Genomic DNA, 24,169 nt, shown 5'->3' on the forward strand with positions numbered 1-24,169 from the left:
CCATGCTGGACGAGCTACTTCATCGGGTAAGCCACTACACCCCGCGTACATTGGAGGCCGACCGACGTTTTCCCGAGGCCGCGGTGCTGGTGCCCATCACCCGCAGCGACGAGCCGGAACTGGTGCTGACCCTGCGCGCCAGCGGGCTTTCCACCCATGGCGGCGAGGTGGCTTTTCCTGGCGGCCGGCGTGACCCGGAGGACCCGGACCTGGTGTTCACCGCCCTGCGCGAAGCAGAGGAAGAGATCGGCCTGCCGCCTGGGCTGGTGGAAGTCATTGGTCCCCTGAGCCCGTTGATCTCCAAGCATGGACTGAAGGTCACGCCCTACGTCGGGGTGATTCCCGACTTCGTCGAGTATCGCGCCAACGACGCCGAGATCGCCGCGGTGTTCAACGTCCCCCTGGAGTTCTTTCGCCAGGACCCCAGGGAGCATACCCACCGCATCGATTACCAGGGGCGCAGCTGGTACGTTCCGAGCTATCGTTTCGGCGAGTTCAAGATCTGGGGCCTGACCGCGATCATGATCGTCGAACTGGTCAACCTGCTGTATGACGCCGGGATCAGCCTGCGCCACCCACCGAAGAATTCCGTCACCCTCTGAAGCCATCGCACGTATGGCACTCACCCGCGGCTGCCTGAGCCATGAGGACAACAAGATGAAATACCGCCTGGGCGATGCCCGAGTCGAAACCCATCCACAGAGCTGGGTAGCCCCGAACGCCACGCTGGTGGGCAAGGTCAAGCTGGAGGAGGGCGCCAGCGTGTGGTTCAACGCCGTGCTGCGCGGCGACAACGAACTGATCCTGATCGGCAGGCACAGTAACGTCCAGGACGGCACCGTGATGCATACCGACATGGGGTATCCACTGACCATCGGCACCGGGGTGACCATTGGCCACAACGCCATGCTGCATGGCTGCACCGTGGGCGACTACAGCCTGATCGGCATCAACGCGGTGATCCTCAACGGCGCGAAGATCGGCAAGAACTGCATCATCGGCGCCAACTCGCTGATCGGCGAAGGCAAGGAGATTCCCGATGGTTCGCTGGTCATGGGCTCGCCGGGCAAGGTGGTGCGTGAACTCACCGAGCCGCAGAAAAAGATGCTCGAGGCCAGTGCCGCTCACTATGTGCACAACGCCCAGCGCTATGCCCGGGACCTGGCCGAGCAGGAGCCATGAGCCTTCCGGAGAAACCCGTGGCCTCGCCTTGCGTGAGCATCTGCGCCCTGGACGAACGGGATATCTGCACCGGTTGCCAGCGTACGGTGGACGAGATCACCCGTTGGGGACGCATGGACAATGCCGAGCGCCGTGCGGTATTGACCCTGTGCCATGAGCGCGCCAGGGACAGTGGGCTGCTGTGGCTGACGGGCTCGGGGAGCGGCAGCTGATTCGTTTCTGCTGTCTTGTCGGGGAATCGAGGACTTTCCTGGCCCGATTCCCACGGCGCAAGTAATCTGTACGTCTTCCCGACAGGTACTCTTCGCCTCCATGTTCTTCCTGATCGCCTATATCAGCAGTGTCGTGCTGACCAACTACGCCTTCTCCGTCGCTCCGCACCTGGACATCATCTGGTCGGCCTGGGGCGGGTTGCTGTTCGTCCTGCGCGACATGGTGCAGACCCGCTTCGGCCATGGCGCCATCGTCGCCATGCTGGCGGCCCTGGCGTTGTCCTACCTGACCTCCGACCCGGCTATCGCCCTGGCCAGTGCCACTGCCTTCGCGGTCTCGGAGAGCATCGATTGGCTGGTGTTCAGCATCACCAAGCGCCCGCTGCACGATCGGCTGTGGATCAGCTCGGCGCTGAGCATCCCCCTGGATACCTTCATTTTCTTCGGCATGATCGACGCGCTGACTCCAGGGGTGATACTCACTGCCCTGGGTTCGAAGTTCGCCGGGGTCACGGTGGTGTGGCTGGCCATGGCCTGGCGTTTGCGCAAAGCGGCGTGCGCCGGCTGAGCCAAAGGCCACGGTTCATGTAAAATGCCGCGCTTTCCCGGGTCGCCAGCCTGGCGCTCGGCCTTCGATGATCCGCTTCCTTGAGGACCTTCAGATGACTCGTATCGGAACTCCACTGTCGCCAACCGCGACCCGCGTCTTGCTTTGTGGCTGTGGTGAGTTGGGCAAGGAGGTGGTGATCGAGCTGCAACGCCTGGGCGTCGAAGTGATCGCCGTGGACCGCTATGCCAACGCCCCGGCGATGCAGGTGGCCCATCGCAGCCACGTGATCAACATGCTCGACGGCGCAGCGCTGCGCGCGGTGATCGAGGCGGAAAAACCGCACTTCATCGTGCCGGAAATCGAGGCCATCGCCACCGCGACCCTGGTGGAGCTGGAAGCCGAAGGCTTCACCGTGATCCCGACCGCCCGGGCCACCCAGCTGACCATGAACCGCGAAGGTATCCGGCGCCTGGCCGCCGAAGAGCTGGACCTGCCGACCTCGCCATACCACTTCGCCGATACCTTCGAGGACTACAGCAAGGCCGTGCAAGACCTGGGTTTCCCTTGCGTGGTCAAGCCGGTGATGAGCTCCTCGGGCAAGGGCCAGAGCCTGCTGCGCAGCGCCGACGACGTGCAGAAGGCCTGGGACTATGCCCAGGAAGGCGGCCGGGCAGGCAAGGGCCGGGTGATCATCGAGGGTTTCATCGACTTCGACTACGAAATCACCCTGCTGACCGTGCGCCATGCCGGTGGTACCACCTTCTGCGCACCCGTGGGCCATCGCCAGGAGAAGGGCGATTACCAGGAGTCCTGGCAGCCCCAGGCCATGAGCCCGAAGGCCCTGGCCGAGTCCGAGCGGGTCGCCAAGGCGGTGACCGAGGCCCTGGGCGGGCGTGGCTTGTTCGGTGTGGAGCTGTTCATCAAGGGCGACCAGGTGTGGTTCAGCGAAGTCTCGCCACGGCCCCATGACACTGGCCTGGTGACCCTGATCTCCCAGGACCTGTCGCAGTTCGCCCTGCATGCGCGGGCGATCCTCGGCCTGCCGATCCCGCTGGTTCGCCAGTTCGGCCCTTCGGCCTCGGCGGTGATCCTGGTGGAGGGCAAGTCCACCCAGACGGCCTTCGCCAACCTGGGAGCGGCCTTGAGCGAGCCGGATACCGCGCTGCGCCTGTTCGGCAAGCCGGAAGTCAACGGCCAGCGGCGCATGGGCGTGGCCCTGGCCCGTGATGAATCCATCGAAGCCGCCCGCGCCAAGGCGACCCGCGCCTCCCAGGCAGTCGTTGTAGAACTGTAAAAGAACATCGCGGGCAAGCCTCGCTCCTACCAGGTTGCGCCAACCTGCAGGAGCGGGCGGACGGCGATCCGACTTGCCCGCGATGACGCCCCGTCAGCCGACCTGGTTCAGGTCGCTGCTGAGGGTTTCCTTCAGGCACAACACCGCGATCAGGCTCAGGATCGCCGCTCCTGAGACATATCCCCCGACCCAGCTCAAGCCGCCCATCGCCACCAGTTTCTGGGCGAAGAACGGGGCTGCCGAGGCGCCGACGATTCCTCCCAGGTTATAAGCCGCCGAAGCGCCGGTGTAGCGCACATGGGTGGGAAACAGCTCCGGCAATAGGGCGCCCATCGGAGCGAAGGTCACTCCCATCAAGAACAGCTCGATGCACAGGAACAGCGCCACCCCGGCGGTGGAGCCCTGGGTCAGCAACGGTTCCATGGTGAAGCCCGAGAGGATTGCCAGGACGCCGCCGACGATCAGCACCGGCTTGCGTCCGAAGCGGTCGCTGGCCCAGGCCGCCAGGGGCGTGGCGGCAGCCATGAACAGCACGGCGAAGCACAGCAGGCCAAGGAAGGTTTCCCGGCTGTAACCCAGGGTCGAGACGCCGTAGCTCAGGGAAAATACCGTGGAGATGTAGAACAACGCGTAGCACACCACCATGGCGGCGGCGCCCAACAGCACCGGCAGCCAGTATTGGCTGAAGAGCTCGATCAGCGGCAGCTTCACCCGTTCGTGGCGGGCCACGGCGTTGGCGAAGATCGGGGTTTCATGCAGCTTGAGGCGCACATACAGCCCGACCATGACCAGCGCCGCGCTGAGCAGGAACGGAATGCGCCAGCCCCAGGCCCGGAACTGCTGGTCGTCCAGGCCCATGGCCAGGCCGAGGAACAGGCCGTTGGCGGCGAGAAAGCCGATGGACGGCCCCAGTTGCGGGAACATGCCGAACCAGGCGCGCTTGCCTGGTGGGGCGTTCTCGGTGGCCAGCAGGGCCGCGCCGCCCCATTCGCCTCCCAGGCCCAGGCCCTGGCCGAAGCGCAGCAGGCACAGCAGGATCGGGGCCCAGGCGCCGATGCTGTCGTAGCCCGGCAACACGCCGATCAGGGTGGTGCAGATGCCCATCAGCAGCAGCGAGGCCACCAGGGTCGACTTGCGCCCGATCCGGTCGCCGAAGTGGCCGAACAGCGCCGAGCCCAGGGGGCGGGCGAGGAACGCGATGCCGAAGGTCAGGAATGCCGAGAGCATCTGGGCGGTGCCGGAGCTCTGGGGGAAGAACACCGGGCCGATCACCAGCGCGGCGGCGGTGGCGTAGACATAGAAATCGTAGAACTCGATGGCGGTGCCGATGAAGCTGGCCGTGGCCACCCGGCTGGCGGAATTGCCGGGGTGGTCGGTGGCGCCGGTGCTGTAGGTCGTGCTGGTCGTCATGCGGTTATCCCTGACAGTCATTGCTCCAGTGGAGCGAATTGTTATGGTCGAGCACCCAGGGATGTGGGTTTGATGCGGGCGTGGCTCGGGATGGGAGCGACGTCGAACGGACACGGTGGTTGCGTGCAGGATCTCGCAGGGTGCGGGTAGCACGCGAGGCTGCGGGGGCTTGGGTAAGCCAGGGGATTATAGAAAGGCTGCTAACGATCCAACAAGGAGTTGTCGCAGTGGTTTGCAGCTTGCCTGCCGGGCCGTGAACGACGGCTTGCGGGCTTGTGGCCGGCGGGTCTCAGCGAGTGGTGCTGGTGTGCCAGATGAGCACTCGGCTGACGCGGTTCTCCTCGGTTTCGAGGATTTCCAGGCGGTAGCGGCCGATCTTCAAACACACGGCGCTGTCGGGGATGGTTTCCAGGGCTTCGGTGACCAGGCCGTTGAGGGTCTTGGGGCCGTCGCTGGGCAGGTGCCAGCCCAGGCTCTTGTTCAGCTCGCGGATCGAGGCCGCGCCTTCCACCACGTAGCGACCGTCGGCCTGGGGGTGGATGTGCGGGTTGTCGAGGCTGTGTTCGCTTTCGAATTCGCCGACGATTTCTTCCAGGATGTCTTCCAGGGTGACGATGCCCTGCACCTCGCCGTACTCGTCCACCACCATGCCCAGGCGTCGTTGCTGCTTGTGGAAATTGAGCAACTGCAATTGCAGTGGGGTGCTTTCCGGGACGAAGTAGGGTTCGTGGCAGGCTGCCAGCAGGGCTTCCTTGGTCAGGCTGGCGTCGGGCAGCAAGTGACGGATCTGGCGGGTATTGAGCACCGCCTCGACCTGGTTGATATCGCTGTGGAACACCGGCAGGCGGGTACGCCGGTTCAGCCGTAGCTGGGCGATGATCTGCTCGATCGGCTCGTCCAGGTTGATGCCGTCGACTTCGCTGCGCGGAACCAGGATGTCGTTGACGGTGATGTTGTCCAGGGCGTGGATGCCAGGCAGCGCATGCTGCTCCTGGGGAGCTGGCTCGTCGTCCAGCAGGGCGGGATCGTCATCGCTGTGCTTGACCGCACTGGCCTTGCTGGCGAAGGGGCGCAGCAGCAGTTGGCCGATGGCGTCGAGCAGCCAGGCCAGGGGGTAGACGAGCTTCATGGGGATGGCCAGCAGGCCGTTGCCGAAGCTCAAGGTGCCCTCCGGGTAGCGCGCGGCCACGGCTCGCGGCAGGTACTCGGCCAACACCAGCAGGCCGCAGGTGCTGGCCAGGCAGGCCAGCCACGGACCGTTCTCTGCCCAGTAAAACAGGGCCAGCACGGTGCTGATGATGACTGCCAGCACCCGGCACAGGGTGTTGCAGAGGATCAGGCTTTCCTTGGGAAAGGCCAGTCGGGCTGCAGCTTTGTCACCTGAGCGCGAGCTGCTGCGCAGGGCCAGCAGGTGCAATTGGGCGGTATCGATGGCCGTGAACAGTGCCGACCAGACGATCAGCAGGGCGATTACCGCGAGCATCGGGCCGGTGGGCAGGGAGTCGGTCATGGCCGGTGGTCAGATGTGCAGGATGTATTCACGGACCAGCTTGCTGCCGAAATACGCCAGCATCAGCAGGCAGAACCCTGCCAGGGTCCAGCGGATCGCCTTGTGCCCACGCCAGCCCAGGCGATTGCGGCCCCACAGCAGCACGCTGAACACCACCCAGGCCAGGCAGGCCAGCAGGGTCTTGTGCACCAGGTGCTGGGCGAACAGGTTCTCGACGAACAGCCAGCCGGAGATCAGCGACAGCGAAAGCAGGGTCCAGCCGGCCCAGAGAAAGCCGAACAGCAGGCTTTCCATGGTCTGCAGGGGTGGGAAGTTCCTGATCAGGCCGGAAGGGTGCTTGTTCTTCAGTTGATGGTCCTGGACCAGCAGTAGCAGGGCCTGGAACACCGCGATGGTGAACATGCCGTAGGCCAGGATCGACAGCAGGATGTGCGCCAGGATCCCCGGTGCTTCGTCGATGACCGGTACAGTGCCGGTCGGGGCGAACTGGGCCAGTAGCGTGGTCAGGGCGCCCATGGGAAACAACAGGACCAGCAGGTTTTCCACAGGGATGCGCCAGCAGGCCAGCAGAGTCAGGCCGATCACCGCCGCGGCGATCAGGCTGGCGGCACTGAAAAAGTCCAGGCCCAGGCCGACCGGAGTCAGCAGGTGGGTCATCAGGCTGGCGCCATGGGCCAGCAGCGCCAGGATGCCGAGCATGACCAGCAGGCGCTTGTTCGCCTTGGCGCCTTTGGCCAGGCTGGAACCTTGATAGAGGGTCGCAGCGGCATAAAGAACGGCGGCGGCGAGGGTGGGTAGCAAGCTGGGTGACAAGGGGAGCATAAATCCTGTTAGGCAAGCCCGAAAGCAGCTGAGTTTGGCATAGAACCCACAGCCCTGAAAGACCAGGCAAGCAGACGGCGAGGTGTGCGCCACGCACAGTCTTCGCTATAATCCGCCGCCTGCCCACGCCGCGGGCTCATCGAGCACTTGTTTGTCATGCTCTGGGCCGCCATTACCCCGGTCTACCCTGGGCCTGAAAGGATCGAGCATGTTTGAAAACCTAACCGAACGTCTCTCGCAGACGCTGCGCCATGTCACCGGCAAGGCCAAGCTGACCGAGGACAACATCAAAGACACCCTGCGCGAAGTGCGCATGGCGTTGCTCGAGGCCGACGTCGCCCTGCCGGTGGTCAAGGATTTCGTCAACTCGGTGAAGGAGCGTGCGGTCGGCACCGAAGTGTCGCGCAGCCTGACTCCGGGCCAGGCCTTCGTGAAGATCGTCCAGGCCGAGTTGGAAAGCCTGATGGGCGCGGCCAACGAAGACCTGAACCTCAGCGCGGTGCCACCGGCGGTGGTGCTGATGGCCGGCCTGCAGGGCGCGGGCAAGACCACCACTGCCGGCAAGCTGGCGCGCTTCCTTAAAGAGCGCAAGAAAAAGAGCGTGATGGTGGTGTCGGCGGACGTCTACCGTCCTGCGGCGATCAAGCAGCTGGAAACCCTGGCCAACGATATCGGCGTGACCTTCTTCCCATCGGACCTGAGCCAGAAGCCGGTGGCCATCGCCGAAGCGGCTATAAAGGAAGCCAAACTCAAGTTCATCGACGTGGTGATCGTCGATACCGCCGGTCGCCTGCACGTCGACAGCGAGATGATGGACGAGATCCAGGCGCTGCACGCGGCGATCAAGCCGGTGGAGACCCTGTTCGTGGTCGACGCCATGACCGGCCAGGACGCGGCCAATACCGCCAAGGCCTTCGGCGATGCGCTGCCGCTGACCGGCGTGGTTCTGACCAAGGTCGACGGTGATGCCCGTGGCGGTGCCGCGCTGTCGGTGCGGGCCATTACCGGCAAGCCGATCAAGTTCATCGGCATGGGCGAGAAGACCGAGGCTCTGGACCCTTTCCATCCCGAGCGTATCGCTTCGCGGATCCTGGGCATGGGCGACGTGCTCAGCCTGATCGAGCAGGCCGAGCAGACCCTCGACAAGGAAAAGGCCGACAAGCTGGCCAAGAAGCTGAAGAAGGGCAAGGGCTTCGACCTCGAAGACTTCCGCGACCAGCTGCAACAGATGAAGAACATGGGCGGCCTGGGCGGCCTGATGGACAAGCTGCCGAACATCGGTGGGGTCAACCTGTCCCAGATGGGCAACGCCCAGAACGCTGCGGAAAAGCAGTTCAAGCAGATGGAAGCCATCATCAACTCCATGACCCCGGCCGAGCGTCGCGATCCCGAGATGATCAGCGGCTCGCGCAAGCGTCGGATCGCCATGGGTTCCGGTACCCAGGTGCAGGACATCGGTCGCTTGATCAAGCAGCACAAGCAGATGCAGAAGATGATGAAGAAGTTCTCCGCCAAGGGCGGGATGGCCAAGATGATGCGCGGCATGGGCGGCATGCTGCCCGGCGGCGGCATGCCGAAGATCTGAGAATCCGCGCCGGTAACCATGCCGGCGCTTTTTCCACGGGGACGTGGAAGTCGGGACGGGTCTCCGATCGGGGCCTGTCCTCCCTGCTGCCGCACAAGGCAGCTCCATGGTGAATCTGGATGACAGCCGACGGGCGTCGGAAAAAGGCATTTGCAAAAGTCCGGATATTCCTTAGAATATGCGGCCTTTCGGGCACCCATGCCCGCTGTGCATTTAGATTTGCAGCACCGACTACAGGAACGATGTTCACATGCTAACAATCCGTCTTGCCCTTGGCGGCTCCAAAAAGCGCCCGTTTTACCACCTGACCGTAACCGACAGCCGTAACCCACGTGACGGTTCGCACAAAGAACAAGTTGGCTTCTTCAACCCGGTTGCCCGTGGTCAAGAAGTTCGCCTGTCCGTGAACCAAGAGCGCGTAGCCTACTGGCTGAGCGTGGGTGCACAGCCATCTGAGCGCGTTGCTCAGCTGCTGAAGGAATCGGCCAAGGCCGCAGCCTGAACCCTATGAACGCGACGCCAGCCCCTGCTGATGATTTGATCGTCGTCGGCAAAATTTATTCTGTTCATGGCGTTCGCGGCGAAGTGAAGGTCTATTCCTTTACTGATCCGATTAAAAACCTGTTGCAGTACAAAGCCTGGACGCTCAAGCGCGAAGGCAGCGTGAAACAGGTAGAGCTGGTCAGTGGACGCGGGAACGACAAGTTCCTGGTCGCCAAGCTCAAGGGTCTTGATGATCGTGAAGAAGCTCGTCTTCTGGCCGGTTACGAGATCTGCGTGCAGCGCAACCTGTTCCCTGAACTGACCGACGGCGAGTACTACTGGTACCAGCTGCAAGGTCTCAAGGTCATCGACACCCTCGGGCAATTGCTCGGGCAGATCGATCACCTGCTCGAGACTGGCTCGAACGATGTAATGGTGGTCAAGCCTTGCGCTGGCAGCCTGGATGATCGCGAACGCTTGTTGCCCTATACCGAGCAATGTGTGTTGGCCATCGACCTGGTCGCGGGCGAGATGAAGGTGGATTGGGACGCGGATTTCTAAGCGTGGCTAACTTGCGCGTAGAAGTGATCAGTCTGTTTCCCGAGATGTTTTCCGCCATCAGCGAATACGGCATAACCAGCCGCGCGGTGAAACAAGGGCTGTTGCAGCTCACTTGTTGGAATCCGCGAGACTACACCACGGATCGACATCACACTGTGGACGATCGCCCGTTTGGCGGTGGTCCGGGCATGGTGATGAAGATCAAGCCCCTGGAAGATGCGCTGGTTCAGGCCAGGAATGCAGCCGGGGAGGGTGCGAAGGTGATCTACCTGTCGCCCCAGGGCCGTCAACTGAAACAGTCGGCGGTACGCGAGTTGGCCAATGAGGATGCATTGATCCTGATTGCTGGTCGTTATGAAGGCATCGACGAGCGTTTCATCGACGCTCATGTAGATGAAGAGTGGTCGGTTGGCGACTATGTACTGTCCGGTGGCGAGCTGCCGGCGATGGTCCTGATCGATGCGGTTACACGGCTGCTGCCCGGAGCTTTGGGGCATGTGGACTCCGCGGAGGAAGACTCCTTCACGGATGGTCTGCTGGATTGCCCGCACTACACCCGACCTGAGGTGTATGCGGATCAGCGTGTTCCCGACGTGTTGCTAAGTGGCAATCACGCACATATCCGGCGTTGGCGTTTGCAGCAGTCCCTTGGTAGGACCTACGAACGACGCGTCGATCTTCTGGAAAGTCGCTCACTTTCTGGAGAAGAGAAGAAGCTGCTCGAGGAATATCTCCGCGAGCGGGACGATAGTTAACAACGTATCGATGGTAGATCCGACGATTTACCTTAGGAGCACAGCATGACCAACAAAATCATCCTTGCACTCGAAGCAGAGCAGATGAGCAAAGAGATCCCTGCCTTTGCCCCGGGCGACACCGTAGTCGTTCAGGTGAAAGTGAAGGAAGGCGATCGTTCCCGTCTGCAGGCGTTCGAAGGCGTAGTTATCGCCAAGCGCAACCGCGGTGTGAACAGCGCGTTCACCGTACGTAAAATCTCCAACGGCGTTGGCGTAGAGCGTACTTTCCAGACCTACAGCCCGCAGATCGACAGCATGGCTGTCAAGCGTCGCGGTGACGTGCGTAAAGCCAAGCTGTACTACCTGCGCGACCTGTCGGGTAAAGCAGCTCGCATCAAGGAAAAACTGGCCTGAGTCCAGCTTCCGATGCAGAAAAAAGCAGCCTACGGGCTGCTTTTTTGTTGCCCGTCATTTATTCCTCATCAGTGTTTCAGGCAGTAGATCCATGTCCCCTCGCGAGCAAGAAATCCAGCGCCGTACCGAGCTTTCGGTAACCCGCGTGACCAAGGCTGTATTCCCTTCCACCACCAACCATCACAACACCCTGTTCGGCGGCACCGCCCTGGCCTGGATGGATGAAGTCTCGTTCATCGCGGCCACTCGTTTTTGCCGGTTGCCGCTGGTGACGGTGTCCACCGACCGTATCGACTTCAATCATCCGATCGCCGCCGGGTCGATCGTCGAACTGGTCGGACGGGTGGTGAAGGTGGGCAATACCAGCCTCAAGGTCGAAGTGGAGGTATTCGTCGAGAGCATGAGTTGCGACGGTCGCGAAAAGGCCATCCATGGCCTGTTCAGCTTCGTCGCCATCGATGACGACAAGCGCCCGGTTCCGGTATTGCCCGGGTTCGCGGCCTGAGGCTCAGGGCGTCTGTGGCTGGACCAGCGCCAGCAAGGTCCAGCCTGGCGCTGGCTTGAGGCTGCTGTCCGGGGTCAGTACATGGACCCAGCCGCCGGTATCGCGGGCGAACAGCAAGGTCGCACGCTCGCCATGCAGCGCCTGGTAGTCCTCCCAGCCGAACGCCTCGGTCAGGTTGGTGCTGTAGAGTTCCGCGCCCTGGCCCAGCAGGCTGGCGAGCTTGGTATAGGTCAGGGCCTCGCTGCCCAGCAACTGCCCGCGGTGCTCATGGCTGGCGCGATGCTTGTCGGTGCGCCGGCTTTCCTGGCTGTTGGCCAGGGCGTACAGGCGCTGGTGGCCGAAGTCATGGCGAAAACGCATGGCCGCCAGGGTGTTCAGCTCGCCTGAGGGCGACAGCGCCAGCAGGTGCCCCAGGCCCACCAGGTCCAGGTGCGCGTCGGCGTGCTGCGAGGCCGGGTTGCCGAAATAGGTGGGCAGGCCTTCCATGCGTGCCGCGCGGATGTTCTCCCAGCTGGAATCGGTCAGCAGCACGCGGCTGCCAAGCTGCTGCAAGGCTTTGCCAATGATCCGTGCCGGGCTGTTGGCGCCGACGATCAGGAAGCCGCTGGGTGCCGGTTCGGCCACTTTCAGCAGGCGGGCCAAGGGCCGTGCGGTGGCACTTTGCAGGACCACGGTGCCGATGATCACGGCAAAGGTCAGGGGCACCAGCAGCAGGGCGCCTTCATGGCCAGCCTGGTCCAGGCGGATGGCGAAGATCGCCGAGACCGCCGCCGCGACAATCCCCCGCGGAGCGATCCAGGCCAGCAGGGCGCGTTCGCGCCAGTTCAGGCTCGAGCCGGCGGTGGACAGCAGCACGTTCAGCGGTCGGGCCACCAACTGGATCACCAGCAGCAGGATCAGCACCAGCGGGCCCAGGGCGATCAATGCCTTGAGGTCCAGGCGCGCGGCGAGCAGGATGAACAGCCCGGAAATCAGCAGCACGCTGAGGTTTTCCTTGAAGTGCAGGATATGGCGCACATCCACGCCCTTCATGTTGGCCAGCCACATGCCCATCAAGGTCACCGCCAGCAGCCCGGACTCGTGCATCACCTGGTTGGAGGCGATGAAGATACCCAGCACTCCGGCCAGGGTCGCCAGGTTATGCAGGTACTCCGGCAGCCATTGGCGGCGCATGATGCTGCCCAGGACCCAGCCGCCGGCGATACCGAACAGGCTGCCGCACAGGATCACGCCGCCGAAGGTCATCAAGCTGTGGCTCAGGCCTGCGCCCTCGGCACTGGCGATGATGAAGCTATAGACCACCACCGCCAGAAGGGCGCCGATGGGGTCGATGACGATGCCTTCCCAGCGCAGGATGTTGGCGATCGAAGCCTTGGGGCGCACGACCCGCAGCATCGGCACGATCACCGTCGGGCCGGTGACCAGGGTCAGGGTGCCGAACAGCAACGCCAGCATCCAGTCGAAGCCCAGCAGCCAGTGGGTGGCCAGGGTGATCACCGCCCAGGTGGACAGGGCGCCGAGGGTTACCAGGCGATGCACCACGCTGCCGATTTCGCGCCACTCCGAAAGATGCAGGGTCAGGCTGCCTTCGAACAGGATCAGCGCCACCGCCAGGGACACCAGAGGCATCAGCAGCGGGCCGAACAGCTCCTGGGGGTCGAGCCAGCCCAGCACCGGTCCGGCGAGAATGCCGCTGAGCAGCAAGAACAGGATGGCCGGCAGCTTCAGGCGCCAGGCCAGCCACTGGCAGCCCAGGGCTGCCGCGCCGATGCCACCGAAGGCCAGCAGGATCTGTTGTTCACTCATGGGATTACCCTGTTCCTTGAAATGGCTGGCTATGAAAGACTAGCGACCCTGCGCGCAGTTCACTATTTTTTTCCGCCGCCTCGCCAGCCGCGCCGTTTGAGTCTTTATGCCTGCCATCGACCACCCCCTCATCGACCGTTTCCTCGACGCCTTGTGGCTGGAAAAAGGCCTTTCCGACAACACCCGGGGCGCTTATCGCAGCGACCTGGCGCTGTTCAACGGCTGGTTGCAGGAGCAAGGGGTGGAGCTGTCGAGGGCCGGGCGCGAGTCGATCCTCGATCACTTGGCCTGGCGTGTGGAGCAGGCCTACAAGCCGCGCTCCACTGCGCGTTTTCTTTCCGGGCTGCGGGGGTTCTATCGCTACTTGCTGCGCGAGAAGCTGATCGAGGTGGACCCGACCCTGCAAGTCGACATGCCGCAACTGGGCCGCCCGCTGCCCAAGTCGCTGTCGGAAGCGGATGTCGAGGCGCTGTTGGCAGCGCCGGACCTGGGCGAAGCTATCGGCCAGCGCGACCGCGCCATGCTGGAGGTCCTCTACGCCTGCGGCTTGCGGGTCACCGAGCTGGTGAGCCTGACCCTGGAACAGGTCAACCTGCGCCAGGGCGTGCTGCGGGTGATGGGCAAGGGCAGCAAGGAACGCCTGGTACCCATGGGCGAGGAGGCCATCGCCTGGGTCGAGCGCTACCTGCGCGATGCCCGGGCCGAGCTGCTTGGCGGGCGCCCCAGCGATGTGCTGTTTCCCAGTCTGCGGGGCGAACAGATGACCCGGCAGACCTTCTGGCACCGGATCAAGCATCAGGCCAAGGTTGCCGGGATCGGCAAGGCCTTGTCGCCGCACACCCTGCGCCACGCCTTCGCCACCCACCTGCTCAACCATGGTGCCGACCTGCGGGTGGTGCAGATGCTGCTGGGCCACAGCGACCTTTCTACGACCCAGATCTATACCCATGTGGCCCGCGCGCGCCTGCAGGATCTGCACGCCAAGCATCACCCGCGAGGCTGAGCGACCTGCCGGTGGCGCTTTGCGTCGCCCGTAGTCGGTGCAGACAAACAGATGTGTTAGGCTTTGCCGGTTCGCAAAACGGCTGTTGCGAGCCGTCGCCACCGCGACCGCTCCCATTTGCCTATTTGCCCGCCTTCAGGAGTTCCCATGCGCTTGACCCAGATTATTGCCGCCGCTTCCCTGGCGTTGCTCAGCACTTTCGTCATGGCCGATGACAGTGCCGAGAAAGCTATTCGCAAAAGCCTCGAGACCTTGCAGCTCGAGGTTCCGGTAGAGAGCATCAGCGCCAGTCCGCTGGCCGGCCTTTACGAAGTCAAGCTCAAGGGCAGCCGCGTGCTTTACGCCAGCGCCGACGGCCAGTTCGTGGTCCAGGGCTACCTGTTCCAGCTCAAGGACGGCAAGCCGGTCAACCTCACGGAAAAAACCGAGCGCCTGGGGATTTCCAAGTTGATCAACGGTATTCCAGTCGCGGAAACTGTGGTCTACCCGGCGATCGGCGAGACCAAGACCCACATCACCGTGTTCACCGACACCACCTGCCCGTACTGCCACAAGCTGCACGCCGAGATCCCGGCGCTGAACAAGGCTGGTGTCGAAGTGCGCTACGTGGCCTTCCCACGCCAGGGCCTGGGCTCGCCAGGCGATGAACAGCTGCAGGCGGTCTGGTGCTCGGCGGACAAGAAGGCGGCCATGGACCAGATGGTCAACGGCAAGGAAATCAAGGCGGCCAAGTGCGCCAACCCGGTTTCCAAGCAGTTCGCCCTGGGCCAGTCGATCGGCGTCAACGGCACTCCAGCCATCGTCCTGGCCGACGGCCAAGTAATTCCGGGCTATCAGCCTGCACCACAGATCGCCAAACTGGCGCTGGGTGCGAAATAATCCTGCATCGTCACGCTAGCCTTTGACGATCATGACCCGGCGGTTGCAGTCACCGGGTCATCTAATAGAGAGCCGCGCTGTTTGCGGCTGATTTCCACGGCCGGCCTTCGAGTCGGCCGTTTTATGGGGAGTTCAGAGTGAATCCGGTCAAAGTAGGCATCTGTGGGCTGGGTACCGTCGGTGGCGGTACCTTCAACGTACTTCAGCGCAACGCCGAGGAGATTGCCCGTCGTGCCGGGCGTGGAATCGAAGTAGCGCAGATTGCTACCCGTACGCCAAAGCCTCAGTTCCAAACGACCGGTATTGCGATTACCAACGATGTGTTCGCCGTGGCCACCAACCCCGAGATCGATATCGTCATCGAGCTGGTGGGCGGCTACACCGTGGCCCGCGAGCTGGTGCTCAAGGCCATCGAGAATGGCAAGCATGTGGTCACCGCCAACAAGGCGCTGATCGCCGTACACGGCAATGAGATCTTCGCCAAGGCCCAGGAGAAGGGCGTGATCGTCGCCTTCGAAGCGGCGGTGGCTGGCGGCATCCCGGTGATCAAGGCGATCCGCGAAGGCCTGTCGGCCAACCGTATCAACTGGCTGGCCGGGATCATCAACGGCACTGGCAACTTCATCCTTTCGGAGATGCGCGAGAAGGGTCGTACCTTCGAAGACGTGCTGGCCGAGGCCCAGGCCCTGGGTTACGCCGAGGCCGACCCGACCTTCGACGTGGAAGGCATCGACGCCGCGCACAAGCTGACCATCCTGGCGTCCATCGCCTTCGGCATTCCGCTGCAGTTCGACAAGGCCTACACCGAGGGCATCACCAAGCTGACCACCGCCGACGTGAACTACGCCGAGGCCCTGGGCTATCGCATCAAGCACCTGGGCGTGGCCCGGCGCACCGAGGCCGGCATCGAGCTGCGGGTGCATCCGACGCTGATCCCGGCCGATCGTCTGATCGCCAACGTCAACGGCGTGATGAACGCAGTCATGGTCAACGGCGATGCCGCCGGCTCGACCCTGTTCTATGGCGCCGGCGCCGGCATGGAACCTACCGCTTCCTCGGTGGTGGCCGACCTGGTGGACGTGGTCCGCGCCATGACCAGCGATTCGGAGAACCGCGTGCCGCACCTGGCCTTCCAGCCGGATTCGCTGTCCGACCATCCGATCCTGCCGATCGAAGCCTGCGAGAGCGCCTATTACCTGCGCATCCAGGCCAAGGACCATCCGGGCGTACTGGCCCAGGTGGCGAGCATCCTTTCCGAGCGTGGGATCAACATCGAGTCGATCATGCAGAAGGAAGTCGAGGAACAGGACGGCCTGGTGCCGATGATCCTGCTGACCCACCGGGTCCTGGAGCAGCACATCAACGATGCGATCACCGCGCTGGAAGCCCTGCAGGGCGTCGTCGGCCCTGTGGTGCGTGTCCGCGTCGAACATCTCAATTAATGCAGCGGCAAGCTGCAAGTAGCCAGCGGCAAGTCAGAAGCGGATCTGCTTTGACTTGTCGCTTGTAGCTTGCAGCTTGCCGCTCAAACCGAAGGTTTGCTCTTATGCGCTACATCAGCACCCGCGGCCAGGCACCGGCCCTGAATTTCGAAGATGTACTGCTGGCCGGTCTGGCCAGCGACGGCGGTCTCTACGTGCCGGAGAACCTGCCGCGTTTCACCCAGGAAGAAATCGCCTCCTGGGCTGGCTTGCCGTATCACGAGCTGGCGTTCCGGGTCATGCGCCCATTCGTCAGTGGCAGCATCTCCGATGCGGACTTCAAGAAGATCCTCGAGGAAACCTACGGCGTCTTCGCCCATGGCGCCGTGGCGCCGCTGCGCCAGCTCAATGGCAACGAATGGGTGATGGAGCTGTTCCATGGCCCGACCCTGGCGTTCAAGGACTTCGCCCTGCAACTGCTGGGTCGCCTGCTGGATCACGTCCTGGAGAAGCGCGGCGAGCGCGTGGTGATCATCGGCGCCACTTCCGGCGATACCGGTTCGGCGGCCATCGAAGGTTGCAAGCGTTGCGACAACGTCGACATCTTCATCCTGCACCCGCATAACCGCGTCTCGGAAGTGCAGCGCCGGCAGATGACCACCATCCTGGGCGAGAACATCCACAACATCGCCATCGAAGGCAACTTCGACGACTGCCAGGAAATGGTCAAGGCCAGCTTCGCCGACCAGGGCTTCCTCAAGGGCACGCGCCTGGTAGCGGTCAACTCCATCAACTGGGCGCGGATCATGGCCCAGATCGTCTACTACTTCCATGCGGCCCTGCAGCTGGGCGGCCCGGCGCGCTCCGTGGCGTTCTCGGTGCCTACCGGCAACTTCGGCGACATCTTCGCCGGCTACCTGGCGCGCAACATGGGCCTGCCGATCAGCCAGCTGATCGTCGCCACCAACCGCAACGACATCCTGCACCGCTTCATGAGCGGCAACCAGTACGTCAAGGAAACCCTGCACGCGACCCTGTCGCCGTCGATGGACATCATGGTCTCGTCGAACTTCGAGCGCCTGCTGTTCGACTTGCACGGTCGCAACGGTGCAGCCCTGGCTGGCCTGATGGACAGCTTCAAGCAGGGCGGCGGCTTCAGCGTCGAGCAGGATCGCTGGACCGAAGCGCGCAAGCTGTTCGACTCCCTGGCGGTCACTGACGAGCAGACTTGCCAGACCATCGCCGAAGTCTTCGCCCAGACCGGCGAGGTGCTGGATCCGCACACAGCGATCGGCGTGCGCGCTGCCCGCGAATGCCGGCGCAGCCTCGATACGCCGATGGTCACCCTCGGCACCGCGCACCCGGTCAAGTTCCCCGATGCGGTACAGAGGGCTGGCGTTGGCAAGGCCCTGGAGCTGCCGGCGCACCTGACCGACCTGTTCCAGCGCGAAGAGCGCTGCACGGTGCTGGCCAACGACCTCAAGGCAGTGCAGGCTTTTGTCAGCCAGCACGGCAATCGTGGCAAGCCGCTCTAAGTATCCTGGCCTTGCCGATCACGAAGCCCGTCTCCTGACGGGCTTTGTTTTTTCGCGAACCTGTAGCCCGCCAGAGGCAGGGAGGCCCGGTTGATGTCCCTTCGAACTTCTCGCACTTGCCCTGCGCTGTCCTGGCTGCTCGCCGGCCTGCTGGCCTGGGGCATGTTCCATGCCTTGCCGGCCAGTGCCGCGAAGAGCCTGCCGTTCAAGCTGGTGCCGGCCTTCATCGACCTCGAGCCGCTGGAGCTGAAGCCGGCCGAACGCCAATGGCTGGTGGCGCACCCGACCCTGCGGGTAGGCATCGCCATCGACGACTATCAACCCATCGACATCACCCGCGACCGCAACCGCTACCAGGGCATCAGCGCCGATTACCTGGGGCTGGTGGGCGAGCGACTGGGGGTGAGCATGGAGGTGCTGGGGTTTTCCGAGCGTGAACAGGCGGTCGAGGCCCTGCGCAACGGCACCATCGATATCCTCACCAGCGCCAACGGTTATGAGCGTGGCGTACCGGGGCTGCGCTTCACCAGCGACTACATGCCGGACAAGGCCGTGGTGGTCGTGCGCCGCGACGAGCAGGAACCCGGTGACGACCTGGCCGGCAAGCGCCTGGTGCTGCTCGATGGCTATGCCAATGCCGCGCAGGTCCATGCGGCCTACCCGGACAGCCAGATCATGCTTTCGCCCAACCTCTACAGCGGCCTGGAAGCCCTGAACCAGGGCGATACCGATGCCTTTATCGGCAACGAGATCATCGTTCGCGCCTACAAGGCCCTGCGGCCCTACCTGGCGGTGCAGATCCATGAGCAAAGCCGCTTGCCGCCCACTGGCTTCGCTTTCGCCACCCGTGACGACAACCCGCGCCTGGCGCAGTTGCTGGAGCAGGCGCTGCAGAGCATCGACGAATCGCTGCGCCGGGAAATCCAGGCGCGCTGGACCACGGGCCTGGGAACCAACTCCGGCGAGCGCATCGAGCTGAGCGCCGAGGAGCAAGCCTGGATTCTCCAGCATCCCCATGTCCTGGTGGCGTCCCAGTCCTATCCGCCCCATGTGTTCAAGGACAAGGAAGGACGCTGGGTCGGCCTGAACATCGACCTGCTCAACCGGATTGCACGCATGACCGGGCTGCATTTCGTCCACAAGCAGAGCGCATCCACCGCCCAGACCCTGGAGTTGCTGGAAAGCGGGCAGGCGCAGATGAACACCACCCTGACCGACAGCGAGGACCGGCGGCTGTTCCTGAATTTCTCCCATGCCTTCGGTGGCGCCGCCTGGGTGTTCGTCGTCCGTCCCGAGGATCGTCGCCTGGGCAGCCTCAAGCAGATGGCGGGGGAGGTGCTGGCCCTGCCGGCCCGGCATACCCTGGAAAGCTATATCCGGCGCAACTATCCGGATATCCGCCTGCGCAGCGTGGCCAACTACGAGGAGGCCCGGGCCCTGGTCAAGAACGGCGAAGCCCTGGCCACTATCCAGAACGAGATCCAGGTGCAAGCGCTGGACCTGGCCTATGAAGGCTTGCGGGCAGGGCGCAGCGTCGAGGGGACCTGGTCCGCCGACGAATTCGCCGTGCGCAAGGACCAGCCGGAATTGCTGAGCATCCTGAACAAGGCCCTGGAAGCCCTGCCAGTGGCCGAGCTCAGTGCTACGCGCCTGAAGTGGCTGGGCTCGACCCCGGTGCCGATGCCCGTCTGGCAGCGGGTGCCGGATTGGGTCTACTGGGCCATCTGCACGGCGTTGCTGTTCGGCCTGCTGTCACTGGCCTGGAGCAGCCGGCTCAAGCGCCAGATCCAGCAGCGGCTGGAGGCCGAGCAGCGTTTGAACGACCAGCTGGCCTTCAAGCGCGCGTTGCTCGATGGCATGCCCAACCCGGTTTTCGTCCGCGACCTGCAAGGGCGCCTGATCACTTGCAACAAGAGCTACGAACAGCAACTGGGCACTCGTCTGGAGCGGATCCAGGGGCGCCGGTTGATCGACCTGGACCTGCTGCCGGCGGACACCGCCCGCCAGCTGCATGACGAACTCATGCAACTGCTGGCGTCCGAGCAGTCGGTGTTCGCCGACCGGCAAGTGGAAACCCGCCACGGGCCGATCCACGCCTACCAGTGGACGGTGCCGTTCTACAGCGCCGAAGGGCAGTTGCAGGGGCTTTTGGGCGGCTGGATCGACATCACCGAGCGCAAGCGCCTGGAGAACCAGCTGGTCCAGGCGCGTCACGCCGCCGACGAGGCCAACGCGGCCAAGAGTGCCTTCCTTTCCACCATGAGCCATGAAATCCGCACGCCGATGACCGCGATCATCGGTCTGCTGGAGTTGGAGAAGGAACAGGCCAGGGTGCGCGGCGCGCCGTTTTCCGAAGCCCTGCGAGTGGCGTACCAGTCCGCCCAGGAGCTGATCAGCCTGATGGGCGACAGTCTCGACCTGGCCAAGATCGAGGCCGGCTACATGCAGCTGGCGCCAGAGGCCACGGCCCTCAAGCCGTTCTTCGAGAGCATTCGCCAGCTGTTCGACGCCACTGCGCGCAGCCGCGGTGTGCAGCTGCATCTGGTGTTCGACGAACAGGCCGGGGGCCGTTACCTGTTCGACCCATTGCGCCTGCGCCAGGTCATGCACAACCTGTTGAGCAATGCCCTGAAGTTCACCAGCGAAGGCCAGGTGCGCATCCAGGTCGAGCGCCAGGAGCTGGACTGCGCTCTGGCCAACCTGCGTATCAGCGTTGCGGATACCGGGCCGGGGATCAGTCCCGAGCAGCAGCAGAAGCTGTTCACGCCCTTCGTCCAGGCCACCGCCGCGACTTCCCAGGCCCATGGCGGCACGGGCCTGGGGTTGAGTATCTGCCGCCAGTTGGTCGAGCTGATGGGGGGGCGCATCGAGCTGCACAGCGCCCCGGGTGCTGGGACGCTGGTGACCATCGAGCTGGCGCTGGAGCGGCTGGACGAGGACTGGGCAGCCTCGCCCACGGCGGCCGAGCGTCCGCCCAGTCGCAGCATCGAAGTGCTGGTGGTGGATGACTTGAGCGCCAACCGCATGGTCCTCAGCCAGCAGTTGATGTTCCTCGGGCACCGGGTGGTGGCCTGCGACAACGCCCAGGAAGCGCTGGAGCTCTGGCAGGGCGGCGGGTTCGACCTGGTGATGACCGACTGCCAGATGCCGGGCATGAGCGGTTATGCCCTGGCCGAGGCGATCCGCAGGTTCGAGGTGCAGCAGGGGCGCGATGCTTGTCCGGTCATCGGCTGCACGGCCAATGCCTTCGAGGATGAGCATGAACGTTGCGAGCGGGCGGGCATGGACCTGCTGCTGGTCAAGCCGGTGACCCTGGATCAGCTGGCGCAGACGCTGGCGCGGTTCCTGCCGCCGCCGTCCTTCGATATCCAGACCCTGCGGACGATGACCCAGGCCGACGAACAGGTACTGCAACGCATGCTGCAGGAGTTGCAGCGCAACCTGGCCCAGGAGCGCCAGGCCCTGGAGGCGGCCATGCAAGACCAGCATCCTGGGCGCCTGGGCGCCACCTTGCACCGGCTCAAGGGCGTCTGTTGCCTGATCGATGCCTTGCCACTGGCCAAGGCCTGCATCGAGGCGGAGGCGCGGATCAAGGCCGGGGAAGGGATCGAGGACCGATGGCCGGCGTTGCTGGAGGCTATCGACAACTTGCGTGGCGATATCGAGGCGGGCCTGGACGTTTAGGACTTGTCCTATGTGTGATTAAGGTTTGCCTGGTTACCGTGTCGACCCCTTAGTGGACTGTTCCCGCTTGTGTCGTACCGGAGGTTGCCCCATGCATTCGCTTAAAGTGCTGATTCTCGAAGACAACTCGTTCCAGCTGATGGCCCTGCACCAGATGCTCAACGCCAATGGCGTGTACAACGTGCTGGCCGCCGAGAACCTTGAGTCCGCACGGCGTTCGCTGGCCAGCAAGGGTCCGGTGGATATCGCTATCTGCGACCTCTACCTGGAACAGGCCGATGGCCTGGAGTTGATCCGCGAACTGGCCCGGGAGCGGCAGGCCGAGGCCCTGATCATCCTCAGCGACGCCGAACCGGATGTGCTCGAAGGCGCCGCGGGCATGGCCCGGGAACTGGGGCTGAAAATCCTCGCCTGCCTGCCAAAGCCGGCGTCGGTGGCGGTGATCGGCGAGCTGCTCACTACCTACCAGCAGCTGTTCCGGCAGACGCCAGCGGTCAACCAGGCATTGCTCCGGGATTTGCTGGCCCTGGACCTGTTCGCCCCCGAGGATGTCTCCCCAGAGGAAGGCGTGGCGGCGATCCTGGGGCACGGGGTGGCGCACTTCCAGCCGGTCATCCAGCGGTGTGGCGGGTTGCACGGCGTCGAGGCGCTGGCGCGCTGGGAGCATCCGGAACGAGGGCTGTTGATGCCGGCCGAGTTCTTGCCGTTGATCGAGTTCGCCGGCCTGCAGGAGGTGTTCACCTGGCACATGCTGGAGCAGGCGCTGGAGCTGGCGGCGGGGGTGCGGCTGGTGATGGGCCATGCTCTGCCGGTGGCGGTGAACGTGCCGGTGGGCATCCTCGAACGGCCGTTGTTCCCGCGCCAATTGGAGGCCCTGCTGCGGCGCTTCGAGATCCCCGCGCGGCTGTTGACCCTGGAGATCGTCGATACCACGTGCTTGCAAACCGACACCGCCCATGTGGAAGCCTTGCTGCGCCTGCGGATGATCGGCTGCAAGTTGTCCATCGGTGATTTCGGCGTTGGCGGCACTAGCCTGCAACGCCTGCTGGAGTTGCCATTCACCGAGCTGAAGATCCCTCCGGCATTCGTTGCCGGCATGGCCATGGACGAGCGCAAGCAGGCGCTGGTCGGTGGTGCCGTGGGCATGGCCCGGCGCATCGCCCTGGGCGTGGTGGTGGCGGGGATCGAGACCGAAGCCGAGTACCAGGTGGCCAAGACCATGGGCGCCGCCCATCTGCAAGGGCGCTTCATGGCGCCGCCGATGAGCGCCGCCGACATGCGCCAATGGCTGGCGCAATCCCTGGGGCGCGAGTCCGCGGAGTCGGCGGTACGGGCTGCCGGGATGTGTGCCTAGGCCAGGCCGTGTTCCTGGACGTAGATATACAGCGCCGCCTCGCTGGCCAGGCCCAGCTTGCGCATGGCGCTGACCTTCTGTGCGCTGACGGTCTGTTTGCTGCGGTTGAGCTGGGCGGCGATCTCGCCCACCGCATGGCCGGCGGCGAGCAGGCGGATCACCTCCAGCTCCCGGGGCGAGAGCTGGTCCTTGGACGCCAGGCGATCGGGCCCCACCTCGCCGGCCAGGCTCAATGCCCGCTGGATCGCCTGGGCCACGTAGGGCCTGTTCTGGCGAGCGTGCTCGATGGCACTGGGCAGCTCCTGGGCCAGGCTGGCCTTGCTCAGCAGGCCCATGACTCCAAGGTCGAGGATCGAGCGGAACAGCCCGGCGTGATTGAGCATGGTCACCACCACGATGGGCAGCCCGGGATGATGCCGGCGCAGTTGCTCGAGCAGGCGCAGGCCATCGTTCTGCTGCTCCTCGGGCATCATGAAATCGGTCACCAGCACGTCGCAGGGGGTGTCTTGTACCAGCTGGAACAGCGCTGAGGGCGAGCTGGCTTCGCCGACCACCTCCAGGCTGTGGTCCTGCTCCAGCACTGCCCGCAGGCCGATCAGGAAGATCGGATGATCGTCGGCGAGGATGATGCGCAATCTGTTGTTCGGCGTAGCTATCAAGGCGGGACTCCATTGCAGGGACGGTATGGCGGGCGCCTGGTTGGCCGTTTTTTGCTTGTCATATTACCCGTGCATGCTCGATTGACTCAGATCGGTAGCTGTAGGTTTGGCGAACTTTCCTCTCTGAGCAACGGTCACTTGAATGTCAGAAAGCTACCGGCATTTTTGTTTTCGAACCTTAATTCGAGCTATTGAGTGGTGATCTAGATGGAAAGTATCAGTCTTTTGTTGAGCGAGGCACTAAGTCCGTACCAAGTGGCCCTGACCCCTTCGGGAGCCCATGGCGAGTGCCTGGTAAGCGTGAGCGATGCCGCTGGAGCCCTGGTAGTGGAGCGTGAGGTCAACCAGGCCCAGCTCACCGACAAACGCTTGCTCACCGATGTGGTCGACGGTCTGCACCGTGACGTGCTGATCGCCGAGGGGCGCCTGGAGCCCTGTGTATTCGCGGCCTTGCGCCACGCCACCGAGGGCAAGGTCTTCGAACGTCGTACATGAATTGATTTTTACGGAACCTTCCGACAATCCCGTCAGTCAGACCCAATGCCAGCAGGAAACAGGCATTT

General features: G+C 63.7%; 23 protein-coding genes. 18 read left to right on the plus strand and 5 right to left on the minus strand.

Going from position 1 to position 24,169, the window contains the following annotated elements; genetic code table 11:
* Positions 1-2 precede the first annotated feature (2 nt).
* The 5 genes from GDH07_RS03755 to purT all read left to right on the plus strand — a co-directional run bounded on the left by GDH07_RS03755 (position 3) and on the right by purT (position 3,238).
* Positions 3-602 carry a CoA pyrophosphatase gene (locus GDH07_RS03755; RefSeq protein WP_022642486.1) on the plus strand — a complete coding sequence of 200 codons (600 nt, stop codon included), beginning with the start codon at positions 3-5 and terminating at the stop codon, positions 600-602.
* Between the two features lie 55 nt (positions 603-657).
* Positions 658-1,182: a gamma carbonic anhydrase family protein gene (locus GDH07_RS03760; protein ID WP_031320949.1), complete on the plus strand. Its 525-nt coding sequence runs from the start codon at positions 658-660 to the stop codon at positions 1,180-1,182.
* The gene (locus GDH07_RS03765) at positions 1,179-1,394 is read left to right on the plus strand and encodes a DUF1289 domain-containing protein (RefSeq protein WP_085596211.1); all 216 of its coding nucleotides are present in this window, start codon (positions 1,179-1,181) and stop codon (positions 1,392-1,394) included. Before GDH07_RS03760 ends, GDH07_RS03765 begins: the two co-directional genes overlap by 4 nt.
* A gap of 100 nt (positions 1,395-1,494) precedes the next feature.
* Positions 1,495-1,962, plus strand: a complete 468-nt coding sequence (locus tag GDH07_RS03770) for a preQ0 transporter (RefSeq protein ID WP_022642489.1) — start codon at positions 1,495-1,497, stop codon at positions 1,960-1,962.
* A 94-nt stretch (positions 1,963-2,056) separates the two neighbouring features.
* Positions 2,057-3,238, plus strand: coding sequence for a formate-dependent phosphoribosylglycinamide formyltransferase (purT, locus tag GDH07_RS03775; RefSeq protein ID WP_085596210.1), 1,182 nt, complete (start codon positions 2,057-2,059; stop codon positions 3,236-3,238).
* A gap of 93 nt (positions 3,239-3,331) precedes the next feature.
* Here purT and GDH07_RS03780 read toward each other — a convergent pair whose 3' ends face one another.
* From GDH07_RS03780 to GDH07_RS03790, 3 genes are all read right to left on the minus strand, one after another.
* On the minus strand, positions 3,332-4,648 hold the full coding sequence (locus tag GDH07_RS03780) for an MFS transporter (RefSeq protein ID WP_022642491.1): 1,317 nt from the start codon (positions 4,646-4,648) through the stop codon (positions 3,332-3,334).
* Between the two features lie 289 nt (positions 4,649-4,937).
* Positions 4,938-6,158 carry an HlyC/CorC family transporter gene (locus GDH07_RS03785; RefSeq protein ID WP_152896716.1) on the minus strand — a complete coding sequence of 407 codons (1,221 nt, stop codon included), beginning with the start codon at positions 6,156-6,158 and terminating at the stop codon, positions 4,938-4,940.
* 9 nt (positions 6,159-6,167) lie between these two features.
* A complete protein-coding gene (locus GDH07_RS03790; RefSeq protein WP_053134347.1) occupies positions 6,168-6,980 on the minus strand; it encodes a cytochrome C assembly family protein in 813 nt (270 codons plus the stop codon).
* 208 nt (positions 6,981-7,188) lie between these two features.
* On the opposite strand from GDH07_RS03790, the gene ffh reads away from it, so the two are divergent.
* The 6 genes from ffh to GDH07_RS03820 all read left to right on the plus strand — a co-directional run bounded on the left by ffh (position 7,189) and on the right by GDH07_RS03820 (position 11,265).
* Positions 7,189-8,565, plus strand: a complete 1,377-nt coding sequence (gene ffh, locus GDH07_RS03795; protein ID WP_022642494.1) for a signal recognition particle protein — start codon at positions 7,189-7,191, stop codon at positions 8,563-8,565.
* 250 nt (positions 8,566-8,815) lie between these two features.
* The gene (rpsP, locus tag GDH07_RS03800; RefSeq protein ID WP_003198088.1) at positions 8,816-9,067 is read left to right on the plus strand and encodes a 30S ribosomal protein S16; all 252 of its coding nucleotides are present in this window, start codon (positions 8,816-8,818) and stop codon (positions 9,065-9,067) included.
* A 5-nt stretch (positions 9,068-9,072) separates the two neighbouring features.
* Positions 9,073-9,609, plus strand: a complete 537-nt coding sequence (gene rimM, locus GDH07_RS03805) for a ribosome maturation factor RimM (protein WP_022642495.1) — start codon at positions 9,073-9,075, stop codon at positions 9,607-9,609.
* Between the two features lie 2 nt (positions 9,610-9,611).
* Positions 9,612-10,364: a tRNA (guanosine(37)-N1)-methyltransferase TrmD gene (gene trmD, locus GDH07_RS03810; RefSeq protein WP_343038144.1), complete on the plus strand. Its 753-nt coding sequence runs from the start codon at positions 9,612-9,614 to the stop codon at positions 10,362-10,364.
* Positions 10,365-10,409: 45 nt separating this feature from the next.
* Positions 10,410-10,760, plus strand: a complete 351-nt coding sequence (gene rplS / locus GDH07_RS03815; protein WP_053134351.1) for a 50S ribosomal protein L19 — start codon at positions 10,410-10,412, stop codon at positions 10,758-10,760.
* A 91-nt stretch (positions 10,761-10,851) separates the two neighbouring features.
* A complete protein-coding gene (locus GDH07_RS03820) occupies positions 10,852-11,265 on the plus strand; it encodes an acyl-CoA thioesterase (protein ID WP_022642499.1) in 414 nt (137 codons plus the stop codon).
* 3 nt (positions 11,266-11,268) lie between these two features.
* On the opposite strand, the gene GDH07_RS03825 is transcribed toward GDH07_RS03820, so the two are convergent.
* A complete protein-coding gene (locus GDH07_RS03825) occupies positions 11,269-13,071 on the minus strand; it encodes a cation:proton antiporter (RefSeq protein WP_053134354.1) in 1,803 nt (600 codons plus the stop codon).
* 106 nt (positions 13,072-13,177) lie between these two features.
* Between GDH07_RS03825 and xerD the strand changes: the two genes are divergently transcribed.
* From xerD to GDH07_RS03855, 6 genes are all read left to right on the plus strand, one after another.
* Positions 13,178-14,074 carry a site-specific tyrosine recombinase XerD gene (gene xerD, locus GDH07_RS03830; protein WP_053134357.1) on the plus strand — a complete coding sequence of 299 codons (897 nt, stop codon included), beginning with the start codon at positions 13,178-13,180 and terminating at the stop codon, positions 14,072-14,074.
* A 147-nt stretch (positions 14,075-14,221) separates the two neighbouring features.
* Positions 14,222-14,953: a thioredoxin fold domain-containing protein gene (locus tag GDH07_RS03835; protein WP_022642502.1), complete on the plus strand. Its 732-nt coding sequence runs from the start codon at positions 14,222-14,224 to the stop codon at positions 14,951-14,953.
* A gap of 137 nt (positions 14,954-15,090) precedes the next feature.
* Entirely contained in the window at positions 15,091-16,395 is a 1,305-nt protein-coding gene (locus GDH07_RS03840) for a homoserine dehydrogenase (RefSeq protein ID WP_263014461.1), read from the plus strand.
* A gap of 104 nt (positions 16,396-16,499) precedes the next feature.
* Complete coding sequence (thrC, locus tag GDH07_RS03845) at positions 16,500-17,909, plus strand: threonine synthase (RefSeq protein ID WP_152896719.1); 1,410 nt, start codon at positions 16,500-16,502, stop codon at positions 17,907-17,909.
* Positions 17,910-18,002: 93 nt separating this feature from the next.
* Positions 18,003-21,593, plus strand: a complete 3,591-nt coding sequence (locus GDH07_RS03850; RefSeq protein ID WP_152896720.1) for an ATP-binding protein — start codon at positions 18,003-18,005, stop codon at positions 21,591-21,593.
* Between the two features lie 91 nt (positions 21,594-21,684).
* Positions 21,685-22,947, plus strand: coding sequence for an EAL domain-containing response regulator (locus GDH07_RS03855; protein ID WP_152896721.1), 1,263 nt, complete (start codon positions 21,685-21,687; stop codon positions 22,945-22,947).
* Here GDH07_RS03855 and GDH07_RS03860 read toward each other — a convergent pair.
* A complete protein-coding gene (locus GDH07_RS03860) occupies positions 22,944-23,606 on the minus strand; it encodes a response regulator (protein WP_031320957.1) in 663 nt (220 codons plus the stop codon). The two genes, GDH07_RS03855 and GDH07_RS03860, sit on opposite strands and share 4 nt — an antisense overlap.
* Positions 23,607-23,813: 207 nt before the next feature.
* Between GDH07_RS03860 and GDH07_RS03865 the strand changes: the two genes are divergently transcribed.
* Entirely contained in the window at positions 23,814-24,101 is a 288-nt protein-coding gene (locus GDH07_RS03865) for a DUF3509 domain-containing protein (RefSeq protein ID WP_053134369.1), read from the plus strand.
* Positions 24,102-24,169 lie beyond the last annotated feature (68 nt).

It is taken from the genome of Pseudomonas piscis (assembly GCF_009380155.1).
Classification (GTDB): domain Bacteria; phylum Pseudomonadota; class Gammaproteobacteria; order Pseudomonadales; family Pseudomonadaceae; genus Aquipseudomonas; species Aquipseudomonas piscis.

What these genes read in the sequence shown, in the direction of transcription:
- GDH07_RS03825 (WP_053134354.1), bottom strand. Translation starts at nt 13,071, where the DNA reads ATGAGTGAACAACAGATCCTGCTGGCCTTCGGTGGCATCGGCGCGGCA.
- GDH07_RS03850 (WP_152896720.1), top strand. Translation starts at nt 18,003, where the DNA reads ATGTCCCTTCGAACTTCTCGCACTTGCCCTGCGCTGTCCTGGCTGCTC.
- rplS (WP_053134351.1), top strand. Translation starts at nt 10,410, where the DNA reads ATGACCAACAAAATCATCCTTGCACTCGAAGCAGAGCAGATGAGCAAA.
- GDH07_RS03790 (WP_053134347.1), bottom strand. Translation starts at nt 6,980, where the DNA reads ATGCTCCCCTTGTCACCCAGCTTGCTACCCACCCTCGCCGCCGCCGTT.
- GDH07_RS03780 (WP_022642491.1), bottom strand. Translation starts at nt 4,648, where the DNA reads ATGACGACCAGCACGACCTACAGCACCGGCGCCACCGACCACCCCGGC.
- ffh (WP_022642494.1), top strand. Translation starts at nt 7,189, where the DNA reads ATGTTTGAAAACCTAACCGAACGTCTCTCGCAGACGCTGCGCCATGTC.
- thrC (WP_152896719.1), top strand. Translation starts at nt 16,500, where the DNA reads ATGCGCTACATCAGCACCCGCGGCCAGGCACCGGCCCTGAATTTCGAA.
- GDH07_RS03770 (WP_022642489.1), top strand. Translation starts at nt 1,495, where the DNA reads ATGTTCTTCCTGATCGCCTATATCAGCAGTGTCGTGCTGACCAACTAC.
- GDH07_RS03755 (WP_022642486.1), top strand. Translation starts at nt 3, where the DNA reads ATGCTGGACGAGCTACTTCATCGGGTAAGCCACTACACCCCGCGTACA.
- GDH07_RS03765 (WP_085596211.1), top strand. Translation starts at nt 1,179, where the DNA reads ATGAGCCTTCCGGAGAAACCCGTGGCCTCGCCTTGCGTGAGCATCTGC.
- GDH07_RS03820 (WP_022642499.1), top strand. Translation starts at nt 10,852, where the DNA reads ATGTCCCCTCGCGAGCAAGAAATCCAGCGCCGTACCGAGCTTTCGGTA.
- rpsP (WP_003198088.1), top strand. Translation starts at nt 8,816, where the DNA reads ATGCTAACAATCCGTCTTGCCCTTGGCGGCTCCAAAAAGCGCCCGTTT.
- GDH07_RS03835 (WP_022642502.1), top strand. Translation starts at nt 14,222, where the DNA reads ATGCGCTTGACCCAGATTATTGCCGCCGCTTCCCTGGCGTTGCTCAGC.
- purT (WP_085596210.1), top strand. Translation starts at nt 2,057, where the DNA reads ATGACTCGTATCGGAACTCCACTGTCGCCAACCGCGACCCGCGTCTTG.
- rimM (WP_022642495.1), top strand. Translation starts at nt 9,073, where the DNA reads ATGAACGCGACGCCAGCCCCTGCTGATGATTTGATCGTCGTCGGCAAA.
- GDH07_RS03760 (WP_031320949.1), top strand. Translation starts at nt 658, where the DNA reads ATGAAATACCGCCTGGGCGATGCCCGAGTCGAAACCCATCCACAGAGC.
- GDH07_RS03855 (WP_152896721.1), top strand. Translation starts at nt 21,685, where the DNA reads ATGCATTCGCTTAAAGTGCTGATTCTCGAAGACAACTCGTTCCAGCTG.
- GDH07_RS03865 (WP_053134369.1), top strand. Translation starts at nt 23,814, where the DNA reads ATGGAAAGTATCAGTCTTTTGTTGAGCGAGGCACTAAGTCCGTACCAA.
- GDH07_RS03785 (WP_152896716.1), bottom strand. Translation starts at nt 6,158, where the DNA reads ATGACCGACTCCCTGCCCACCGGCCCGATGCTCGCGGTAATCGCCCTG.
- xerD (WP_053134357.1), top strand. Translation starts at nt 13,178, where the DNA reads ATGCCTGCCATCGACCACCCCCTCATCGACCGTTTCCTCGACGCCTTG.